We start from the raw sequence: 17,069 nt of genomic DNA, 5'->3' as shown, positions 1-17,069 counted from the left end.
AGGCGTCAAACTAACCCTTGATCGAACCTGCTGTTAGACCCGCTATGATTCTCCTCTGGAAGATAAGGGTGAGCACTATCAGCGGCAGAGTGACTACCAGTGTTGCCGCCATTATCTGTCCCCAGGGAACTGCGAAGTTACTTGTGGCAGCATTCTCAGGAGTGAAAGCCTGTAGAGCAAAGGTTATCGTTCTCTTCTGAGGAGTCTGTATGAAAGAGAGGGCGTACAGGAATTCATTCCATGCCGCAATAAAGGCCAACAACCCGGAGGTCACTATACCCGGTGCAGCTAACGGCAAGAGCACCAGCCTAAAGGTCTGGAAAGGCGTAGCACCATCCACATAGGCCGCCTGCTCTAATTCCTGAGGCATGCTCCTGAAGAAAGTAATCAGCACCCACACTGTAAACGGCAGAGTGAATATTAGGTAAGTAAGTATCAGGGCGCCTAAAGTATCGAACAGATGCAGGAAGTTTACTAACTGGAAGAGAGCACTAAGTACAGCTATCTGAGGGAACACCGTCATGGATAAAATTATGTACATTACCGGTGTGCGTCCCCTGAACTTAAACCTACCAAGGGCATAAGCTGCTAATGACCCTATGGCCAGCGAGATAATAGTGACTGAGCCTGCAACAATCGTGGAGTTGAGGATAGCGCGCAGGAACAAGTCGTTACTGAATATAGCCCTGAAGTGCTCCAACGTAGGCCTGCTTGGCCAGTAGCTTACTGGCGTTGAAAAGAGCTCGCCGGTGGGAGTAATGGCAGAGCGCAGAGCCCAGTAAAAAGGAAAAACTGTGTAGACTATGATCACCGCCACGAGCAAATAGAATAAAAGCTTAGTTATTACCTTCCAAGATCTCGAACGGCTCATTGCTCAACCTCCACACCAAGCGTAGTAACATAGGCCACAACGAATATGCCAATAATCATGAATATGAACATACTTATCGCTGAGCTGTATCCCACATCCTGAAACTGAACCAGGTAATTCTGGACGTATACAGCCATAGGCATCCTGCTCTGATCATTGCCAAACATCACGTAGAAAACATCGAATACCCTCAATGCATCAAGCGTACGGAATATCAGAGTAACCGCTATTGCAGGTCTAAGCAGAGGCAAAGTTATCTGGAAGAAGCGCTGCCAAGCAGTAGCACCATCCACAGTGGCGGCCTCGTAGATATCATTGGGGATAACCTGTAGCCCGGCTAGTAACAATAAAGCTACGAAAGGCGTGGTCTTCCAGATGTCTATAGCGGCCACGGAGGGAATAGCCAAGCTAGGTACAGCCAAAAAGGCCACGTTATGATCCAGGATATGTAGTTTGTTAACCAGAAGGTCATTGATAACGCCGTATATATCGTTGTACATCCATTTCCACATCATTGCTGATACCACTGTAGGTATCGCCCAGGGCACGAGCATGGCAGCCCTCATGAATCCTCTAGCCTTGAACTGAGAATTGACCACGAGGGCTATTACCATACCCAAAACAAATTCGAAAGTGACGGTGATGACTGTAAAGAGGACAGTGTTCCAGACCGTATGCCACCATATGCTGTCATGTATGAGCCTTACGTAGTTATCCAGACCTATAAATTTTGGAGGAGTTGGGCTGAGCAGTTGTGCATTGGTCAAGCTAAGCCAAACAACCTGAATCATTGGCCAGGCAGCCACAATAGCTACTACTAAAAGGGTAGGTATGAGAAAGAGCCACGCTACTCGGGCTTGTCGACGCGCTAGTGCGCTGTTTTCCTGGCTGCTTTTCTCCTGTCTTGCCCTGGCCAACCTTATTTGTTGTGCCATTATGTGTAACCTCCGTGAGGGCAGCCCTTTGGCTGCCCTCGTGATTGGAAACCATTAGCAAGCTTATTTCTAGCTACTGCCTAACAAGCTCTGTAACTGCTGAGCCACAGTAGGCAGTACAGTCTTGGCATCAGCCCCGTTTTCTATGTTATGTACTCCCTGATAGATGGCGTTGGACCCTTGGTTATACCTTGTCCCAAGCTGTGCGGAAGGTCTCGCAACTCTAGTAGCTTGCACCTTTAGGAAAGGTCTCTGCTCCACTATCTCAGGTATCTCTGATACTCCTGGCATAGGAGGAGCGTAACTGCCAGCTATCGCTCGCCAAGCCAATACTTCAGGGCTGGTCAGGTACCTGACGAATTCGATGGCTGCCTCCTGATGCTGAGAGAATCTAGATATACCCAGTGATTGTCCACCTATCGTTGCTGCATGGGGTTCGCCCGAACGTGCCGGCAGCGCAGTAACATCAAACTTACCACGGATCTTTGAATCCTCAGCAGAGGCTAGAGCATATACATAAGGCCATTGCCTGCAGAAAAGTGCAGATCCTGACACGAAGGCATTAGCAGAGTCATCCTCCTGGTATGTAGTAACGCCTCTAGGAGCAATGCTACCCACCCATCCTCTTACTCTGTTCAGCATCTCAACGGCATTAGGATTGTTTATCGTCACCTTACCGTTCTGGTCTATAAACGTCCCACCACCGGTAGATGCTAACCATTCCAGCGCGTTACAAGTCAAACCCTCGTAAGCTTGACCCTGCCAAACGAAGCCATAGAAGTTTCTATTGCCAGCCTGCCTTTCGGCGTCCATCACCTGCTTGGCATACCGCTCAAGCTCATCCCAAGTAGCAGGTGGGTTGTTTATTCCATACTTCTGCAGAAGGTCTTTACGATAGTACAGCAAACCAAAGTCAGTGAACCAAGGCATGGCAACCAAAGCATTATTAACCGTGCTTGCCTGTATAGTGCCCGGATACATCATCTGCGCCCTATCTCCTAAGCTATCACTCAAGTTCAGGAGGAACGGCGCAAACTGTGGTGGCCATATCACATCCAGCAAAAGTACATCGCCATTAGGTGACTTGGCCTGGAATAGACGGCTATAAGTCTGGAACTGCTGATCCGCCGCCTTGGGCCTGGGAATAACTTTCACATTTATACCAGTCTGCTCCTTGAACTTATTGGCAGCGGCCACATCAAAGTCGTGACCAGTGCCTACAGAGTCCCCGTAATAAGTGATTGTCTGCCCAGAGTACCTCTTAGCGTCTTCAGCATTAGGTACATCTGGCGCCTCTTTAGGAGAAGTTGGAATGCTACTTATATCGATGGATAAACCTCGACCGGCAGTACCCGTAGGGCTTACCGGAGGCGTGGCCTCCCCTGATATAACGGTCTCGGTAGGTCCTACCGCTGGGGTTGGGCTTGCACCCACTACAGGTGTAGGAGTTACTCCCATAGATGCCGAGGGTTGCGATGGGCTGGGACTAGGCCCAACGCCTGTGGTTGGAGTCTCAGAACCACCTCCACCACAAGCTGCTAATAGATCTGCGCCTACAACAGATGCGCTCCCGATAGCAAGTAATCGCATAAACTCGCGACGATTAAGCCTCTGACCATTTTTCTCGGAACGTTTCATAATCCAACTCCTTTCTAGATCCGTCCGATTTTTCATAGTCGGGTTGACAACTACGGCCCGACTTACAAATAGCCTTGGATCACCTCCTTTTGGCCACAACAAAGCCCATGTTCCTCTTATCCAGCAGATACCGTACCATGAGTACTCAAACGTATGAAAAATATAATTTCATATGCAGATGTTGCTGTCTTATCCTTTTCTCAGAAAAAACTCCTAAGTTTTGTGATGTTCATATGGGAAGATAGTTTCTGGCAGGTTAATCATCGCTAGAGAGTTCTTTGCTTCCAGAAACTTCTGAGCTTGTTCGAATCCTTGGACCAAAAATATCCCGCACAAAACCTGTAGACTGAAGGACATGATTGTGGTAAATCTTTACCTAGTAGGTAACTAGAGCTCACGGAGGTCATGCTAAAGGATATCGATCCAGTCTTCTTAGGTTCTTGGTCTACCATTACCGGGAATACTAAAGCACCTATTCTTGACAAATGACAGGAAGGTAAAGCCCAAGTAGAGCTTAAGACTCAGCTATACTCTCATAAGGGCATGCCAGAGGCTAGAGAAACTCAGAATCCTATGACTTCTTTGAAGCGACGTATGGCATTTATATGATCCTGTGGGGAGGATAAGCCTGCCCTCATGGTGTTTACAGATATGTGAGTAGCTCCTAGCTTCTCCCAACCTTTGAACTGTGCCACCCAATCATCCTCGGACAGGCCAGCAATGGTGATGCGAGCCTCTAGCCCAAAACTATTTGGGTCTCTACCTTCAGCCTGTAGGTAGGCCCGAAGTCGAGAAAGCGCTTCTTCAGCAGTCTGGTTCGGAGGCATCTGGGGAAACCAGCCATCTGCCATCCTGGCAGCCCTTCTTAGGAGCACGTCCGCCGATCCACCCATCCAGAGAGGAATGGGTCTCTGTACTGGAAGTGGATTTATGCCAGCTTCTGTTATATGGTGGTATTTACCATGAAACGTCACAACTTTCTGGGTCCAGAGCAGGCGCAGGACTTCAACTTGTTCTTCTATACGCCTACCTCTGTTATGAAAGTTCATTCCAAGTGCTTCATATTCCACTTCGTTCCAACCAACCCCAACACCTAGCCTCAGTCGCCCGCCAGTAAGCACGTCGACTTCAGCAGCTTGCTTGGCAACAAGGGCAGTCTGCCTCTGAGGAAGGATTATGACCCCAGTTACTAACTCCAGCTTCTGCGTGACGGCAGCAAGGTAACCAAATAGCACAAATGGTTCATGAAACGGATCATCTATAGAATAGCTTCCCCTCCAACCAGGCCTGTTAGTAGGATCTGCTCCCAGCACGTGATCGAACACAAGCAGATGGTTATATCCCAGATCTTCCGCTGCCTGTGCATAGTCTTTTATCACATGGGGATCATTGCCGATCTCTATCTGAGGGAAAGTAACACCAACCTTCATCCTACAGGATCTCCCTTCTGAAATAAGCAGTTAGCCTATTCTACATCCAGGTACATCTGTAGGAGATCTGCAGCAGCCTGTCTATTAGCCCCCAAGGCCACATCTAGGGGGGTCTGTCCATGCTTATCCCTTATATCAACGGCGGCTCCATGGCGAACCAAGATATCAATGATACGCGTGTCACCATTCTGAGCAGCTATATGCATAGCAGTATGGCCCGCGCTATCCTGGGCATCTGCGTACGCTCCATTCCTTACGAGCACAGCCACAACTGCTGCATTTCTTCCATGCGCAGCGGCATGTATAGGCATATAACTCTTTTCGTTCAAGGATCCCAGATTGAGATTTGCACCCATCTTTATCAGAAGTTCTACCACATGGACATGCCCAGAGAAAGATGCCAAGTGCAGCGGAGCCCAACCATCTTGGTCAAAGCTGTCTATCTTGGAAGGAAATAACTCTAGCAGGTTCTGAACTATTTCTATCTGTCCAAAGTTAGCTGCTTTATGAAGCGCCCAAATGTCCAGGAAGCTAAGAGTAGCTGCACCCTTATGTGAACCTACATAAGAGACTGCTCCCGACCTTTCGGCTACACGCATTCAAAGTATCCTCCAGTTTTGACTATGCACAAAGTACACTCCCAGCAGTCAAATTGCAACTAAAGGAATTGAGGGAGTTGAATTTGATCCAACTCCCTCAACATCTGGACCTAAACCTTCTCAGCGGTATCTATTGTGGTCTTGAAAGGCAAGCAGGTATCATCCTTGCCCTCTATGAAATCCTCAGTCATTCGGCGTGCCACATCATCATGGTATTGTACTGGCGGGCTCTTCATGAAATATGCGGATGGGCCAGCTATCGTGCCAGCCAACCCTCTATCAAGCGCCAGCTTTGCACACCTCACTGCATCTATTACGACGCCAGCGCTGTTAGGGCTGTCCCAAACCTCCAGCTTGAGCTCCAGGCTGATGGGAGCCCCACCAAAGATGGTCCCTTCCATGCGAATGTGGCACCACTTACGGTCCTCAAGCCAGGGAACGTAATCGCTTGGACCAACATGTACGTTCTTCTCATCCAGCTTGCTATGTTCAAGTTGGCTGGTTACGGCGTTAGTCTTGGATATCTTCTTGCTCTCCAAGCGATCCCGCTCCAGCATGTTGTAGAAGTCTGTGTTACCACCAAAGTTCAACTGATAGGTGCGTTCTAGCTTAACGCCCCTTTCCTCAAACAGCCTCGTAAGGACCCTGTGAGTGATAGTAGCACCCACCTGGCTCTTGATATCATCCCCAATTATGGGGAGTCCCTTCTCCAAAAATCTACGCTGCCAGTATTCTTCCCTCGCGATGAACACCGGTATGCAGTTCACAAAGGCACAACCTGCCTCCAGTACCTGCTCCACATACCACTTAGTAGCCATCTCGCTACCTACGGGCAGGTAGTTTACTACTACATCAGTACCAGTGTCCTTCAGTATCTGCACTATGTTAGAGGTAGGGCCTGGCGCCTTCTCTATCATGTTGCTTAGGTACTTGCCCAAACCATCATGGGTCATACCTCGATACACTGGAACACCTAGGTAAGGTACATCAGCAAACTTTAGCGTATTGTTGGGTGCTGCCCATATAGCCTCGCTTAGGTCCTTACCTACCTTTGTGGACGCCACATCGAAGGCTGCGCTGAACTCTATGTCCCTTATGTGATAGCCCCCAAGGTTGACATGCATGAGGCCGGGAACCCACTCATCCTCTGGAGCATCCTTATAGTAATGCACTCCCTGCACGAAAGCGGAAGCACAATTACCTACACCTATGATTGCGACTCTAACCTTCTTATCGGCCACTTCATTCCCCCTTTCCCTGTTTTTACACACATACAACGGAGTGTAAGCATGTGAACTCCGTATTGTCAAGGCATGCACTTATATAACGCCTCGCATGTGTAAAGGTTATGGTATGTTATCCATGGAATCTAAGAATAGACACTCAGTACAAGACTAGCAAGGAGCGCAACAGATAGTCATGAGCAATGAGAAAGTATTGATAACCGGCGGAGCAGGGTTCTTAGGGATTAACCTTGTTCGTCACCTTCTACGCAAAGGATTCAGAGTAGCATCTCTTGACATCGCCGAATTCGATTACCCAGAGAGAAATCAGGTGGAGGTAATAAAGGGAGATATCCGCGACAAAGCTCTACTCGACCAAGTAATGGTAGGCGTGGACTACGTGGTACATACCGCAGCTGCCCTACCCTTATACTCTCCGAAAGATATCTACACTACAGATGTCATAGGCACAAGAAACGTGCTGGATAGTGCTTACACCCATGGCGTAAAGAGGGTCGTACATATATCATCGACCGCGGTCTATGGAATCCCCGATCATCATCCCATACGAGAAGAGGACAGGTTGGAAGGTGTGGGTCCATATGGCCAGGCCAAGATACAGGCTGAGATGATATGCCTGGAGTACAGAGCAAAAGGTTTGATAGTACCTATAATAAGACCCAAGTCATTTGTGGGGCCAGAACGCCTGGGAGTCTTTGCGCTGCTTTATGACTGGGCATATACAGGCCATAACTTCCCTGTGCTTGGTAGCGGTCGCAATCGCTATCAGCTGCTGGATGTTGAAGATCTGTGTGATGCAATAGAGCTATGCTTGACACTTCCTGAAAATAAGGTCAACGATACATTCAACATAGGTGCTAAGGTCTTCTCAACGGTAAGAGAGGATTACCAAGCGGTTCTCGACTACGCTGGCCATGGCAAGAAAGTCATCCCTATACCCGCAGCCCCAGCAATTTTCATCCTTAGGTTGCTGGAAAAGCTAGGCATATCTCCGCTCTACAAGTGGGTCTACGAGACAGCCCCCAAGGACTCATATGTCTCTATTGAGAAGGCGGAGAAACAGCTAGGTTTCAAACCCAAATACTCCAATAAAGAAGCTCTTATAAGAAACTTCCAGTGGTACATCGACAACATAGACAAATTCCAAAACAAGAGCGGCGTCTCGCACAGGGTACCTTGGAAGCAGGGAGCGCTTAGCCTAGCCAAGCTCATCTTCTAATAACTCCTGGTATGGGGCTATGAGCTGGTACAGATATTGCTCTCAGATTTGTAACCGGCAAAGGGCAGTATTATAGCAGCCTAAAAGGGGGTAGGAGAAGATGAGCATGGAAGATGTCAATCAGAACGCACAGCAAATAACTGGAGTTTCTAACGTAGCTTATGACCTAATGTCCGTTCTACAGAACTTCCTGGAAGCGATGTCGGCTATAGAGGTCTACAAAGAAGACGCAGAAGAAGCAAATGACCAGGAGCTACTTGAGCTCTTCAACCGAATACAAAGTGATCTAGGCAGCTACGTGGAGGACCTCAAGCCATTGTTAGTAAGTAGACTCCAATCCTAAATCCTGCTGTTTTGAGATAATTACCTGGGGCAGATGATGTCCCAGGTAATTTTTTGTTGCATATAATCATCAGTAGTGATCGAGAAGATATTATTAGCTTATCTAGCTGCCCTAATTGTCATAGGCTTACCAGGATATATATGGAGCAAGCTCCTCTTCCCATGCATAGACTGGGTTGAGAGGATAGCGGCCTCAATAGCCATTTCGATCGGAATAGTTCCGGCTATTGCTCTGTTACTAACCAGGATGTCTGATACAGGAATAACTCCTGCTATTGCTTACACTTCGGTCATTCTTGCAATCGCTATAGGTATCGCGCTCTACTTGCTGCTAGGACCATCTCCCAAGCCCGAAATGCTCCCCTCACTGCAGATCAGCTCCCCTAGTGCGCCCGCACTGGTGGGTATATCTGCTCTTGCTGTCGTGGCCTACGCAATGATCATAGGAAGGCTGGATGTGCAAAAATACTCTCCTCGCGTGGTGCCCTTGGTCCTAGCAATCGGGGGACTATGGTTCCTGGCCAAAGGTAGACCTGCAAAGCTGTGGTGGGTCAAGTTTGAGCCTTCATATAAGTCACGCGCTCTCAGCTACCTGCAGGGGATATTAGTAATTCTCCTCTCTCTATTTAGAGGTTACTCTGGTCCGGTGCTTAGGGACTGGCCCTATATCCGAGGTCACGATCAGTATGCTCATGCTATCATGACCAATCTTATGATTAGTCAGGGGTACAGCAGAGATTATATGATCTATCCCCCGGGCTTTCACACCCTTACTGCTATCCTGAGCCACGTTAGTCACCTTTCACCACTAGACATATATATCGTGTTATCACCCGCACTTATGATCCTCCCAGCGCTTGGGTGTTATGTACTTGCAAGCCGAATGATCGGCCCTCGATACGCCTTCCCAGCAGCCGTATTTGCTTCCCTGGTGTTCGATAGCTCGTGGCTGTACTTGGTAGTGGGCATCTATGTTGATGTCATAACAGGCCAGTTCCTGCTTGCCATGTTTCTGGCAACAGTTACAACTATTGTTTGTAACAAGCTGCGGAACCTCAAGAGGCAAGCGCTTTTGTTAGCGCTGCTTGGCTTTACTATAGTGCTTTACCATACAGTAAGCACTCTTTATCTGGCTATCATAAGCCTGGCAGTAATAGTTCTGCTGCTTCCGTATTTGCTATGGAAAGATAGGCGGGACGCCGTTGCATTAGCTTCTTCCTTCCTGCTAATGGCAATCCTGTCTCTACCTGTGCTATGGGAAACCTATGATCTTCCCCATGTAATAGCTGCTTTCTTAGGATCTACTGCCAAGAGAGGCGCAGCTCAACTGGCATCTAGCCTCTTGCATACCCAAATCCCACTGACCATAGCGAGGCTACCTAACTATCTATCCCCAATAGGCTTTTGGATAGGCTGTATTGGGTTACTGGTACTACTTGTATCACTTGTCTTTCTCCCTCCCAGGTATCGTCTTACTCTCGCCCTGTTGTTAGTATGGGGGATAGCATTTTTCGGAGCCGCCAGGACACCTACCAGTATTTCCCCCTGGCGGTTCGACCGAGACACCGCAATTCCTTTATCTATTTTGTCGGCCGTAGCCTTGGTAGCGATGTTTGGGAAGGTACGTAGAGCTTGGATCATACAGCTAGCAGCACTTACACTAATCATTTTTGCCCTCTTTACGGATATACAGCGAAATCTCTACTTTTCATCACTGCCATCTGGCTATCTGGTCATGAATCGTAGCATCGAAGCGGCAGCCGAATGGCTAAAGGAGCACAACGACGGCGGGCGGATAATAAGCACCCCATATATACACCACGCAGCTAATAACGCACTATTGGCTATAGCAGGTTACTCCGAACTGGAATCAGCCCCCGCAGATAACTTACGAGACCCCCGAACAGTCCTCCCTGGGGAGCAGCAACAGGAGGTTAGCCTGTCCTTATGGGTGGTCACCCATCCGGATTCAGGTCGAACTATACAGATCCTGCAGCAGTACGACGTCAGGTACATAGTAGTGTTCGAAGGCTTTGAAAAATATCTGGACGAGCCTTATAAAGAAACGATAAGCTCGGACATATTTTTGGACTATCCAAATCTTTACAGGCTAGAGTACCAAGGATATGGCGTGATGATATTCAAGGTTCTGGCTTAGCTAGAAATAGACACTAGACTAGTAGCAGCCTCTCCTTTAGCCGAAGGTCTTTTATCCAAAAAGATTCGTAGCCCATACTGTACGAGAGTGAAAGCGACCGGCAGCAGGAATATCATCAGAACTCCCCAATAGAGCAGCTCGATGCCATCTTGTATCCATAAGTATCTTACCCATATAAAAAGCCCATATACATAGAGCATACCTATGGACATGGATATAGCCCTGGCCCTATGCCAGCCATTAATCAAAGCTGCTATAGCTACCAACCAGACACCATACCAGTTCTGTACGCTCCAGGCAGCCAGAATAAGATACATGAAAAGACACTCGAACACGGCAAAAGGTAGAAATTTAGGAGACTTCCAGACTACCCATAGAAGAATAAGTAGTACGATCAGGAAAATACCCCTGCCAGTGAGCTTCACCCACGAAGCAATATCTTGATCCACCTTGCCTCCAGAGAGGAGGTTTATAAGAGCGCTAGCGGGAGATACTAGCATTATCCTATCCTGCTCACGGATGCTTTCGTATATAGCCCAGGGATTATAGAAAGGCCAAAAGGATATAAGCAAAACCACGCAGCATGATACAACTCCGAATAAGATCTTCCGCAGATCTAATGACTTACGTAAGGACTGCGACCCTATAGCAACCAAGAATATAGGTAGCAGAATAAAGGGTACATATTTGACCATTGCCCCAGCCAACAACAATGCAGGAGACACGAAACCAAAACCCCGCTGCCAGGCCAATATCGCCAATAGCACAAATATCAGAAACACCAGGTCATTGTGACCATTACCAGGTATCTCCCAAAGAACCAATGGATTCCACAGAAACAGTAGCACCCCTAGAGAAGCACCCTGGGGAGAAATCTCCCTAAGAACGAGGTAAATCAGGATGGCACTAGCAATAGTGCTTAGAACAGCGAGTAGCTTGAACCCCACTATGGCCTTCCCCATGGACTCACCAGATAATACAGTAATGGGCGCAGCTAACAGGTTCCAAAGAGGGCCATAGACCGATATGTTATCTCCGTACTGCTGCGCAAACCTCACAAAGTGGTCAAAGAAGAACTTATTGGCAGGTGTGGTCATAGGATCCGCACCATAGTGAGTAAAGACCCTAGATCTGGCAGCATACACAAAAACGTCTATTGCAGTGGTTGGATACATGAAGGCAAATATAATAACCAATGCCACGCCGCAGATGAACACCGGATATCTAGCGCTGTAGTTATCAACATGCGTGCAGGTAATTATTGCGTAGGAGTAGACGAGGAACATACAGGTTATAGCCAGCAGAAATTCCCAGAGACCTTGCTGGCTATGGCCTGACATCCACCCCATATCTGTAAGCTTGATATTCCCTATCAACGGATAGCGCAGGACGAAATATAGGGAAGGCAAGACCATGAGAAGCCCAGCGAACCAGAGCTTTCTCGTTCCTCTCAAAACTGGCTCTCTCCTCTTGGGTCGCGGTTAGCAGGTATATCCAAATAATCAGGGCGACGCTTCTCTTTCCTATCAACTTCTGGGAGAACGTATCCTGGGAGCAATCTGGTCAATATGCTCTTTAGCTCCCTGTGATAATAGGTATTGAGTACAACCTCATCAAACCCAGCATCTACAGCGCTGTTCAGAAGTTTCTCCTCATGCGCCGGACCGAAAGCCAGAGTCTTGGATCCATTTGACCTAGCAACTATATCAGGCAATACGGAAACATCACATTGGGTTAGATCCACCACAACAAGAGCTGGATCATGCCTGGACAGCAAATCTAATAATTCCTCAGAGGACGTCGGCTGCAACAACTTGAACCCGGCCAGAGACAAAAAGTCCTCTAGATTAGCCCCGAAGTAGTAGCGCTTGATCAGCGCTACTACTAACCTGTCATTAGAAACTTGTCTATTACGAAACCACCTAACCACTGTACTTGAAACCTGCCTCTGACAAAGTCAGAGGTCTCAAGTCCCTGCCGATTCCAGCGTTTACCACTTCACCCAACATCAAGGTATGATCACCTGCGGGAAGAGTCCCCACTAGCCTGCATTCTACCCATCCTGCCAACTCTTTCAAGATAGGGCTGCCAGTGACTTCACCGGGCTCCCACTCCACCTCTGATATCTTGTTAGGATTCTGTTTGGAGGATCTGCCCATCCTGCCCGCAAAATCCCGATAGCCTTCTGGAATAACATGTACCGCGAAAGCTCCAGATCGCTGTATCATGCCAATAGACCTGGAGTCGTTTTCCATCGAGAAGACCACCATCGGAGGTTCAAAAGATGCCTGGGATACCCAATTTGCAGTAAAGCAATTAGCTTCTTCACCATCCTTGACCGTGATTAGATAAAGACCGTACGTAAAGCTCCTCAACACCTGCTTCTTTACGGCTTGATCCATTGAATGACAACTCCTCCTTCACATGGTACTCCAGCTAATGTTATCCTACCAGCTAGATGAGATTCTGTCTTGTCTCGCTGCTCACTACAAATTATTTCTCAGGAGCCTATCACCTGCATGGCAAGGTTGTACCAGATAAACATCTCAAAGGGTGGAGTACCCAAGCATAGAGTAGAAGACGCTACTGTCGACTATCTTGGAATCCTAGGTGACTATCACAACGATCGAGAACATCATGGGGGTCCTGACAAAGCACTATGTATGTTTTCGCTGGAGTTAATTGAGCAGCTGCGATCTGAAGGGCACAATATAGCTCCAGGGCATCTCGGAGAGAATCTGACTATAAGTGGCTTGAACTGGGAGCAGATAATTCCCGGAACTAAACTCCTAATCGGAGACACCCTATTAGTAGAAGTTACGGGGTATACAAACCCTTGTTATAAGATAGGTGCCTTTTTCAAAGACGGCAAGTTCTCTAGGGTCTCTCAGAAAACACATCCTGGAAACAGCAGGGTTTATGCAAGAGTTATAGTACCTGGCCGCATTAAACAAGGCGATCAAGTAACTATCGTACCCTGATCCTGCAGCGTCCTAGCTCTTCCAGGTTAATTTCAGCACCCGCAGCCAGTTTCTGAATGCCATCTTCTCTAACTCTTCCTGGCTGTAACCATGCTCCCTCAGGGCATTTAACAGCTTTGGAAGCCCGGTTACATCAGATATATGGGAGGATATCAAAGCCCCGTCAAAATCTGAGCCTAGCCCAACCCTGTCTATTCCCACTCTTTCGACCAGATAGTCTATATGACGTATCATGATATCTATAGGTGTATCAGCTATTCTTTTGCCATCAGGCCTCAAAAAGGCAACGGCGAAGTTCAGCCCTACCATTCCATCCGAATCTCTTATCGCATCAAGTTGACGATCGGTGAGGTTGCGACTAACAGGACATATAGCATGGACATTGGAATGGGTCGCCACAATAGGGGCTTCGGAAATCTTCACAACGTCCCAAAAACCAGCTTCGTTAAGATGGGATACGTCCACTAGTATCCCTAGTTCGTTACAGGCCTTAACCAATCTCTTACCAGCATCCGTTAATCCTGGACCTATATCAGGAGTTGAAGGAAAAACAAAAGGAACCCCATAACCAAAGGCGTTTGGTCTGCTCCATACGATCCCTATTGATCTTAAGCCAGCCCTGTAGAAGACTTCCAAGGCGTGCAGGTCTTCATCTATGGGCTCCGCACCCTCCATATGCATTATCGCCCCTATCCTGCCCGACTTCACCTGCCCCTCGAGTTCACCTACGTCTTGTACCACCTTTAGCTCTCCACCAGACTGCCTCTCAAGCTGAAACAGGCAGGATGATATAAGCATAGCCTGCTCTAGAGCATAGTAACGGTCTAAGGGAGCATGAGAATCATCAGATACTGGCGGTATATATATGGCAAAGAAACCACCAGCGAATCCTGCTGCCTTGGCTCTTGGAAGGTCAAGATGACCATCTTGGTTTTCCAAGAAGAATGAGTAATCCTCGCCTTCTTGTCTGTAAGCTACCCTTAGCAAAACATCGTTATGGCCATCCAGGACAGGTATCAATGCACTATCAACGCTCATCATAGCACCCCTAAAGAAGTAAAGAAGCTGATACTATGGTGCCACAGATATACCGATAGGCAAAGTGCCATAAACCAAGCAGTCTTGTAAAGCCAATACAGATGGCATCAATCAGGAACTTCGCTCAATTGCTGGCCAATAACCCTAGAGGCAAGAAGCAGTGTCTTATCATCCTCAGTATATTCATTGACCCTTGGAGAACCCAGGAAATTCTTCAGCTGTTCAGACAATTCCTGAAGATAACCATCGAATTGGCCTCTCAATGGATTGAACATTCCACGAAAGAACGGGTTATACGCTTCGTTCTCGGTAAAATCTAGAGCTATCCGCTGCAGGCCGTCAGTGAAGATCGCCAGATCGCAAATACTGACATCATCCAAAGACAAGATCAATAGGTTCTCATGTGAGTTATTGTCCGTCAAGAAAAAGGTCGTGGATTCATACTCACCCTTCTGGGGCCAGAAGATGGCAGTATAGCTATCCGGATCATCCTCCGTTGAAGCTACTATAGCCCCGTCACCAATCTGAAGAAATACTGCCGACCTGCTACCAACGACTGCAGCAAGTAGCGTAGATGCATAATCTGATATCTGAGCCTCACAAGAATTAGCTCTCTCCTCTAGATGAGAAAGATAGTCTTTCACCCAGCCAACGCATAACTCCCTATCCAGGGTACATATCTCCGAACCTGACAGAACGAAATCATGCAGCTTCTCAACAAAGAATTGGCAGGCAAACTCTGATCCCTCATCCCCCCTCGCAGCGCTACCTGCTCCATCTGATACCACTGCAAGCAGCACATCCTCTTTTTCAAGCCTGCATAGGCTAACCCTTATGGCATCCTGACAAGGGAGTCCTCTGGACAGGTGATAGGTTCCAATAACGCTTGCAAATGCGTATTTCCAAGAACAGGTCATTTACTAGATATTCCCCTTAGTTAAGTGGGCTAGTCGTGAAAGGCCACATATTGCTATAAGCACTAGGACTTTCAGCTATATGCATTATATACATCGTTCGATAAAAGCATATGAAGATATAAACAGCTAGATAAGCATGTAATTTCAGCAAATAAAAAAGGCGCCCGGAGCCTTCGCCGGGCACCTTCAGCAATACCAGACTAGCTCGTAGAGTACTTAGCCGATCTGCTGACTCCTGGGACGGTAGCAAGAACTAGCAAGAGCATTATTACCAAGAAACCAGCCAATACTACCCAACTGGGAAGGGAGATATTCAACAGGTTGTCTAGTGAGTATCTACCATAACCAGTCAAAAGAAGAGCAACAGCAATGGCACCGTAGACAACTGGCAATTCTGCACCACCACTAGAGGACCATATAGGCTTACCCCAATGGGCCTTCACGGTGGCCATGATCATCGCTCCAAGAATAGCAAGTGGGCCAATAGGATTAAGCAAACCTGTAAGCATCAACAGCCCACCAACAAACTCGGACAAACCAGCCAACACAGCCCAATACCTTCCAGGAGTAAGCCCTAGAGATTCCATAAAATGCGCAGTTCCTTTCAGTCCTCCTCCACCAAACCAACCGAACAGCTTCTGAGCACCATGACCAATAAACAATAGGCCAACCACAACCCGTAATACAAGGAGCGCAGCATCAAACATGATACCTCACCTCCTTGCTGCAAAATCTACTGGCAAGCTAGTAACTAGCCTGCCAGTAGATAATTTGCTCTTATATTGTGGAAATCAGTCTATTGCTGTACCTGTTCCTGACCGCTCTGTAGCTGCCCACCAACATTGATCTGTATCTGCTTGGGCTTAGCCTCCTCAGCCTTGGGCAGCGTAAGCACCAACTCGCCGTGCTCAAAAGTAGCCTTTGCGTTGTTGGCATCTATCCTAGTCGGAAGAGTGAATGACCTCGAAACAGAGCCAAACCTGCGCTCTCTTACCAGGTAGTTAGCACCCTTACGCTCTTCCTCACCCTTCTGCTCAGCAGATATAGTCACCGTATCTCCAGTGACGGATACGTTAACATCCTCGGGCTTGAACCCAGGCAGAGAAGCCTTGATCACATACTCATTGTCTCTTTCCTCTATATCTACCGGCATACCTACAGTGGTTCGGGTAACTATGCTGGTTGGACTTACCCAGCTTTCCTCAAACAGTCTGTTGATAGCATCTCTCAGGCTCAATACCTCTCTAAAGGGATCCCATCTCTGCAGTGCCATAGCTTATCACCTCCTAATCTAAGCTGATTGCTTATTAGGCTTATCCGGATGGTTGGAGGTATGTTCCTTACGTATACGAAGCACTTCCCTTATCCCTGGGTAGTTAATACCCTTACGCGCCAGGTCGGCTATCTGCATGATCATCTCGACATCTTCGTCCGAGTACCGGCGAGTTTTGCCAGTTGTTCGGGCTGGTCTTATCAGCCCCTGCTGCTCATATTGTCTAATTGTATGCACAGGAACACCGGTCATCTCGGACACAACGCTAATCGTGTACTTTGGGAATGACCTGTCATTTCTATACTCCATAGTTACTACCCCCAACCTCCAGGATCAATATACAAAATATAACTGTATTTGTCAAATCTTCTTATATACATAGTAATTCTTATTGTAAGGCAACGTCTATTATAGCTCACGATTA

At 47.7% G+C, this 17,069-nt stretch carries 18 protein-coding genes; 4 read left to right on the top strand and 14 right to left on the bottom strand.

What is annotated here, in order from left to right; genetic code table 11:
- Window positions 1-10 precede the first annotated feature (10 nt).
- The 6 genes from TTER_RS01975 to TTER_RS01950 all read right to left on the bottom strand — a co-directional run bounded on the left by TTER_RS01975 (window position 11) and on the right by TTER_RS01950 (window position 6,714).
- Complete coding sequence (locus tag TTER_RS01975) at window positions 11-871, bottom strand: carbohydrate ABC transporter permease (protein WP_012874356.1); 861 nt, start codon at window positions 869-871, stop codon at window positions 11-13.
- Window positions 868-1,806: a carbohydrate ABC transporter permease gene (locus tag TTER_RS01970; protein WP_012874355.1), complete on the bottom strand. Its 939-nt coding sequence runs from the start codon at window positions 1,804-1,806 to the stop codon at window positions 868-870. The genes TTER_RS01975 and TTER_RS01970 overlap by 4 nt, the downstream gene beginning before the upstream one ends.
- A 69-nt stretch (window positions 1,807-1,875) precedes the next feature.
- Window positions 1,876-3,444 (bottom strand): ABC transporter substrate-binding protein, encoded by a 1,569-nt coding sequence (locus TTER_RS01965; protein ID WP_012874354.1) that lies wholly within the window; start codon window positions 3,442-3,444, stop codon window positions 1,876-1,878.
- Window positions 3,445-4,007: 563 nt separating this feature from the next.
- Complete coding sequence (locus TTER_RS01960) at window positions 4,008-4,874, bottom strand: LLM class F420-dependent oxidoreductase (RefSeq protein WP_012874353.1); 867 nt, start codon at window positions 4,872-4,874, stop codon at window positions 4,008-4,010.
- A gap of 35 nt (window positions 4,875-4,909) precedes the next feature.
- Complete coding sequence (locus TTER_RS01955; RefSeq protein ID WP_012874352.1) at window positions 4,910-5,473, bottom strand: ankyrin repeat domain-containing protein; 564 nt, start codon at window positions 5,471-5,473, stop codon at window positions 4,910-4,912.
- A gap of 110 nt (window positions 5,474-5,583) precedes the next feature.
- Window positions 5,584-6,714, bottom strand: coding sequence for an inositol-3-phosphate synthase (locus tag TTER_RS01950; RefSeq protein ID WP_049822924.1), 1,131 nt, complete (start codon window positions 6,712-6,714; stop codon window positions 5,584-5,586).
- 178 nt (window positions 6,715-6,892) lie between these two features.
- Here TTER_RS01950 and TTER_RS01945 point away from each other — a divergent pair, with 178 nt between their 5' ends.
- The 3 genes from TTER_RS01945 to TTER_RS01935 all read left to right on the top strand — a co-directional run bounded on the left by TTER_RS01945 (window position 6,893) and on the right by TTER_RS01935 (window position 10,436).
- Window positions 6,893-7,936, top strand: a complete 1,044-nt coding sequence (locus TTER_RS01945) for an NAD-dependent epimerase/dehydratase family protein (protein WP_012874350.1) — start codon at window positions 6,893-6,895, stop codon at window positions 7,934-7,936.
- Window positions 7,937-8,036: 100 nt separating this feature from the next.
- Window positions 8,037-8,279: a hypothetical protein gene (locus TTER_RS01940; RefSeq protein ID WP_148211866.1), complete on the top strand. Its 243-nt coding sequence runs from the start codon at window positions 8,037-8,039 to the stop codon at window positions 8,277-8,279.
- Window positions 8,280-8,354: 75 nt separating this feature from the next.
- The gene (locus TTER_RS01935; RefSeq protein WP_012874348.1) at window positions 8,355-10,436 is read left to right on the top strand and encodes a hypothetical protein; all 2,082 of its coding nucleotides are present in this window, start codon (window positions 8,355-8,357) and stop codon (window positions 10,434-10,436) included.
- On the opposite strand, the gene TTER_RS01930 is transcribed toward TTER_RS01935, so the two are convergent.
- Genes TTER_RS01930 through TTER_RS01920 form a run of 3 tightly spaced genes read right to left on the bottom strand, consistent with a single transcriptional unit; the run spans window position 10,433 to window position 12,838 of the window.
- Window positions 10,433-11,890, bottom strand: a complete 1,458-nt coding sequence (locus tag TTER_RS01930; protein ID WP_012874347.1) for an MptA/MptB family glycosyltransferase — start codon at window positions 11,888-11,890, stop codon at window positions 10,433-10,435. The genes TTER_RS01935 and TTER_RS01930 overlap by 4 nt on opposite strands.
- A complete protein-coding gene (locus tag TTER_RS01925; protein WP_012874346.1) occupies window positions 11,887-12,366 on the bottom strand; it encodes a hypothetical protein in 480 nt (159 codons plus the stop codon). The genes TTER_RS01930 and TTER_RS01925 overlap by 4 nt, the downstream gene beginning before the upstream one ends.
- A complete protein-coding gene (locus tag TTER_RS01920) occupies window positions 12,359-12,838 on the bottom strand; it encodes a flavin reductase family protein (protein WP_012874345.1) in 480 nt (159 codons plus the stop codon). The genes TTER_RS01925 and TTER_RS01920 overlap by 8 nt, the downstream gene beginning before the upstream one ends.
- Before the next feature lie 117 nt (window positions 12,839-12,955).
- Here TTER_RS01920 and TTER_RS01915 point away from each other — a divergent pair, with 117 nt between their 5' ends.
- Window positions 12,956-13,417 carry an MOSC domain-containing protein gene (locus TTER_RS01915; protein ID WP_012874344.1) on the top strand — a complete coding sequence of 154 codons (462 nt, stop codon included), beginning with the start codon at window positions 12,956-12,958 and terminating at the stop codon, window positions 13,415-13,417.
- A gap of 12 nt (window positions 13,418-13,429) precedes the next feature.
- On the opposite strand, the gene TTER_RS01910 is transcribed toward TTER_RS01915, so the two are convergent.
- The 5 genes from TTER_RS01910 to TTER_RS01890 all read right to left on the bottom strand — a co-directional run bounded on the left by TTER_RS01910 (window position 13,430) and on the right by TTER_RS01890 (window position 16,954).
- The gene (locus TTER_RS01910) at window positions 13,430-14,458 is read right to left on the bottom strand and encodes a dipeptidase (RefSeq protein ID WP_012874343.1); all 1,029 of its coding nucleotides are present in this window, start codon (window positions 14,456-14,458) and stop codon (window positions 13,430-13,432) included.
- A gap of 104 nt (window positions 14,459-14,562) precedes the next feature.
- The gene (locus tag TTER_RS14500; RefSeq protein ID WP_012874342.1) at window positions 14,563-15,372 is read right to left on the bottom strand and encodes a PP2C family serine/threonine-protein phosphatase; all 810 of its coding nucleotides are present in this window, start codon (window positions 15,370-15,372) and stop codon (window positions 14,563-14,565) included.
- Window positions 15,373-15,572: 200 nt separating this feature from the next.
- Window positions 15,573-16,079, bottom strand: a complete 507-nt coding sequence (locus TTER_RS01900) for a DoxX family protein (RefSeq protein ID WP_012874341.1) — start codon at window positions 16,077-16,079, stop codon at window positions 15,573-15,575.
- A gap of 89 nt (window positions 16,080-16,168) precedes the next feature.
- Complete coding sequence (locus TTER_RS01895; RefSeq protein WP_012874340.1) at window positions 16,169-16,645, bottom strand: Hsp20/alpha crystallin family protein; 477 nt, start codon at window positions 16,643-16,645, stop codon at window positions 16,169-16,171.
- An 18-nt stretch (window positions 16,646-16,663) separates the two neighbouring features.
- Window positions 16,664-16,954: a MerR family transcriptional regulator gene (locus TTER_RS01890; protein WP_012874339.1), complete on the bottom strand. Its 291-nt coding sequence runs from the start codon at window positions 16,952-16,954 to the stop codon at window positions 16,664-16,666.
- Window positions 16,955-17,069: the final 115 nt, after the last annotated feature.

Source organism: Thermobaculum terrenum ATCC BAA-798 (assembly GCF_000025005.1).
In the GTDB taxonomy this organism is placed as follows: domain Bacteria; phylum Chloroflexota; class Chloroflexia; order Thermobaculales; family Thermobaculaceae; genus Thermobaculum; species Thermobaculum terrenum.
This window is presented reverse-complemented; position numbering and strand designations above follow the sequence as displayed.

Excerpts from the sequence above, each read along its gene's own strand:
- TTER_RS01915 (WP_012874344.1), top strand. The coding sequence starts at position 12,956 with ATGGCAAGGTTGTACCAGATAAACATCTCAAAGGGTGGAGTACCCAAG.
- TTER_RS01900 (WP_012874341.1), bottom strand. The coding sequence starts at position 16,079 with ATGTTTGATGCTGCGCTCCTTGTATTACGGGTTGTGGTTGGCCTATTG.
- TTER_RS01945 (WP_012874350.1), top strand. The coding sequence starts at position 6,893 with ATGAGCAATGAGAAAGTATTGATAACCGGCGGAGCAGGGTTCTTAGGG.
- TTER_RS01890 (WP_012874339.1), bottom strand. The coding sequence starts at position 16,954 with ATGGAGTATAGAAATGACAGGTCATTCCCAAAGTACACGATTAGCGTT.
- TTER_RS01940 (WP_148211866.1), top strand. The coding sequence starts at position 8,037 with ATGAGCATGGAAGATGTCAATCAGAACGCACAGCAAATAACTGGAGTT.
- TTER_RS01965 (WP_012874354.1), bottom strand. The coding sequence starts at position 3,444 with ATGAAACGTTCCGAGAAAAATGGTCAGAGGCTTAATCGTCGCGAGTTT.
- TTER_RS14500 (WP_012874342.1), bottom strand. The coding sequence starts at position 15,372 with ATGACCTGTTCTTGGAAATACGCATTTGCAAGCGTTATTGGAACCTAT.
- TTER_RS01910 (WP_012874343.1), bottom strand. The coding sequence starts at position 14,458 with ATGATGAGCGTTGATAGTGCATTGATACCTGTCCTGGATGGCCATAAC.
- TTER_RS01955 (WP_012874352.1), bottom strand. The coding sequence starts at position 5,473 with ATGCGTGTAGCCGAAAGGTCGGGAGCAGTCTCTTATGTAGGTTCACAT.
- TTER_RS01895 (WP_012874340.1), bottom strand. The coding sequence starts at position 16,645 with ATGGCACTGCAGAGATGGGATCCCTTTAGAGAGGTATTGAGCCTGAGA.
- TTER_RS01975 (WP_012874356.1), bottom strand. The coding sequence starts at position 871 with ATGAGCCGTTCGAGATCTTGGAAGGTAATAACTAAGCTTTTATTCTAT.
- TTER_RS01970 (WP_012874355.1), bottom strand. The coding sequence starts at position 1,806 with ATGGCACAACAAATAAGGTTGGCCAGGGCAAGACAGGAGAAAAGCAGC.
- TTER_RS01960 (WP_012874353.1), bottom strand. The coding sequence starts at position 4,874 with ATGAAGGTTGGTGTTACTTTCCCTCAGATAGAGATCGGCAATGATCCC.
- TTER_RS01920 (WP_012874345.1), bottom strand. The coding sequence starts at position 12,838 with ATGGATCAAGCCGTAAAGAAGCAGGTGTTGAGGAGCTTTACGTACGGT.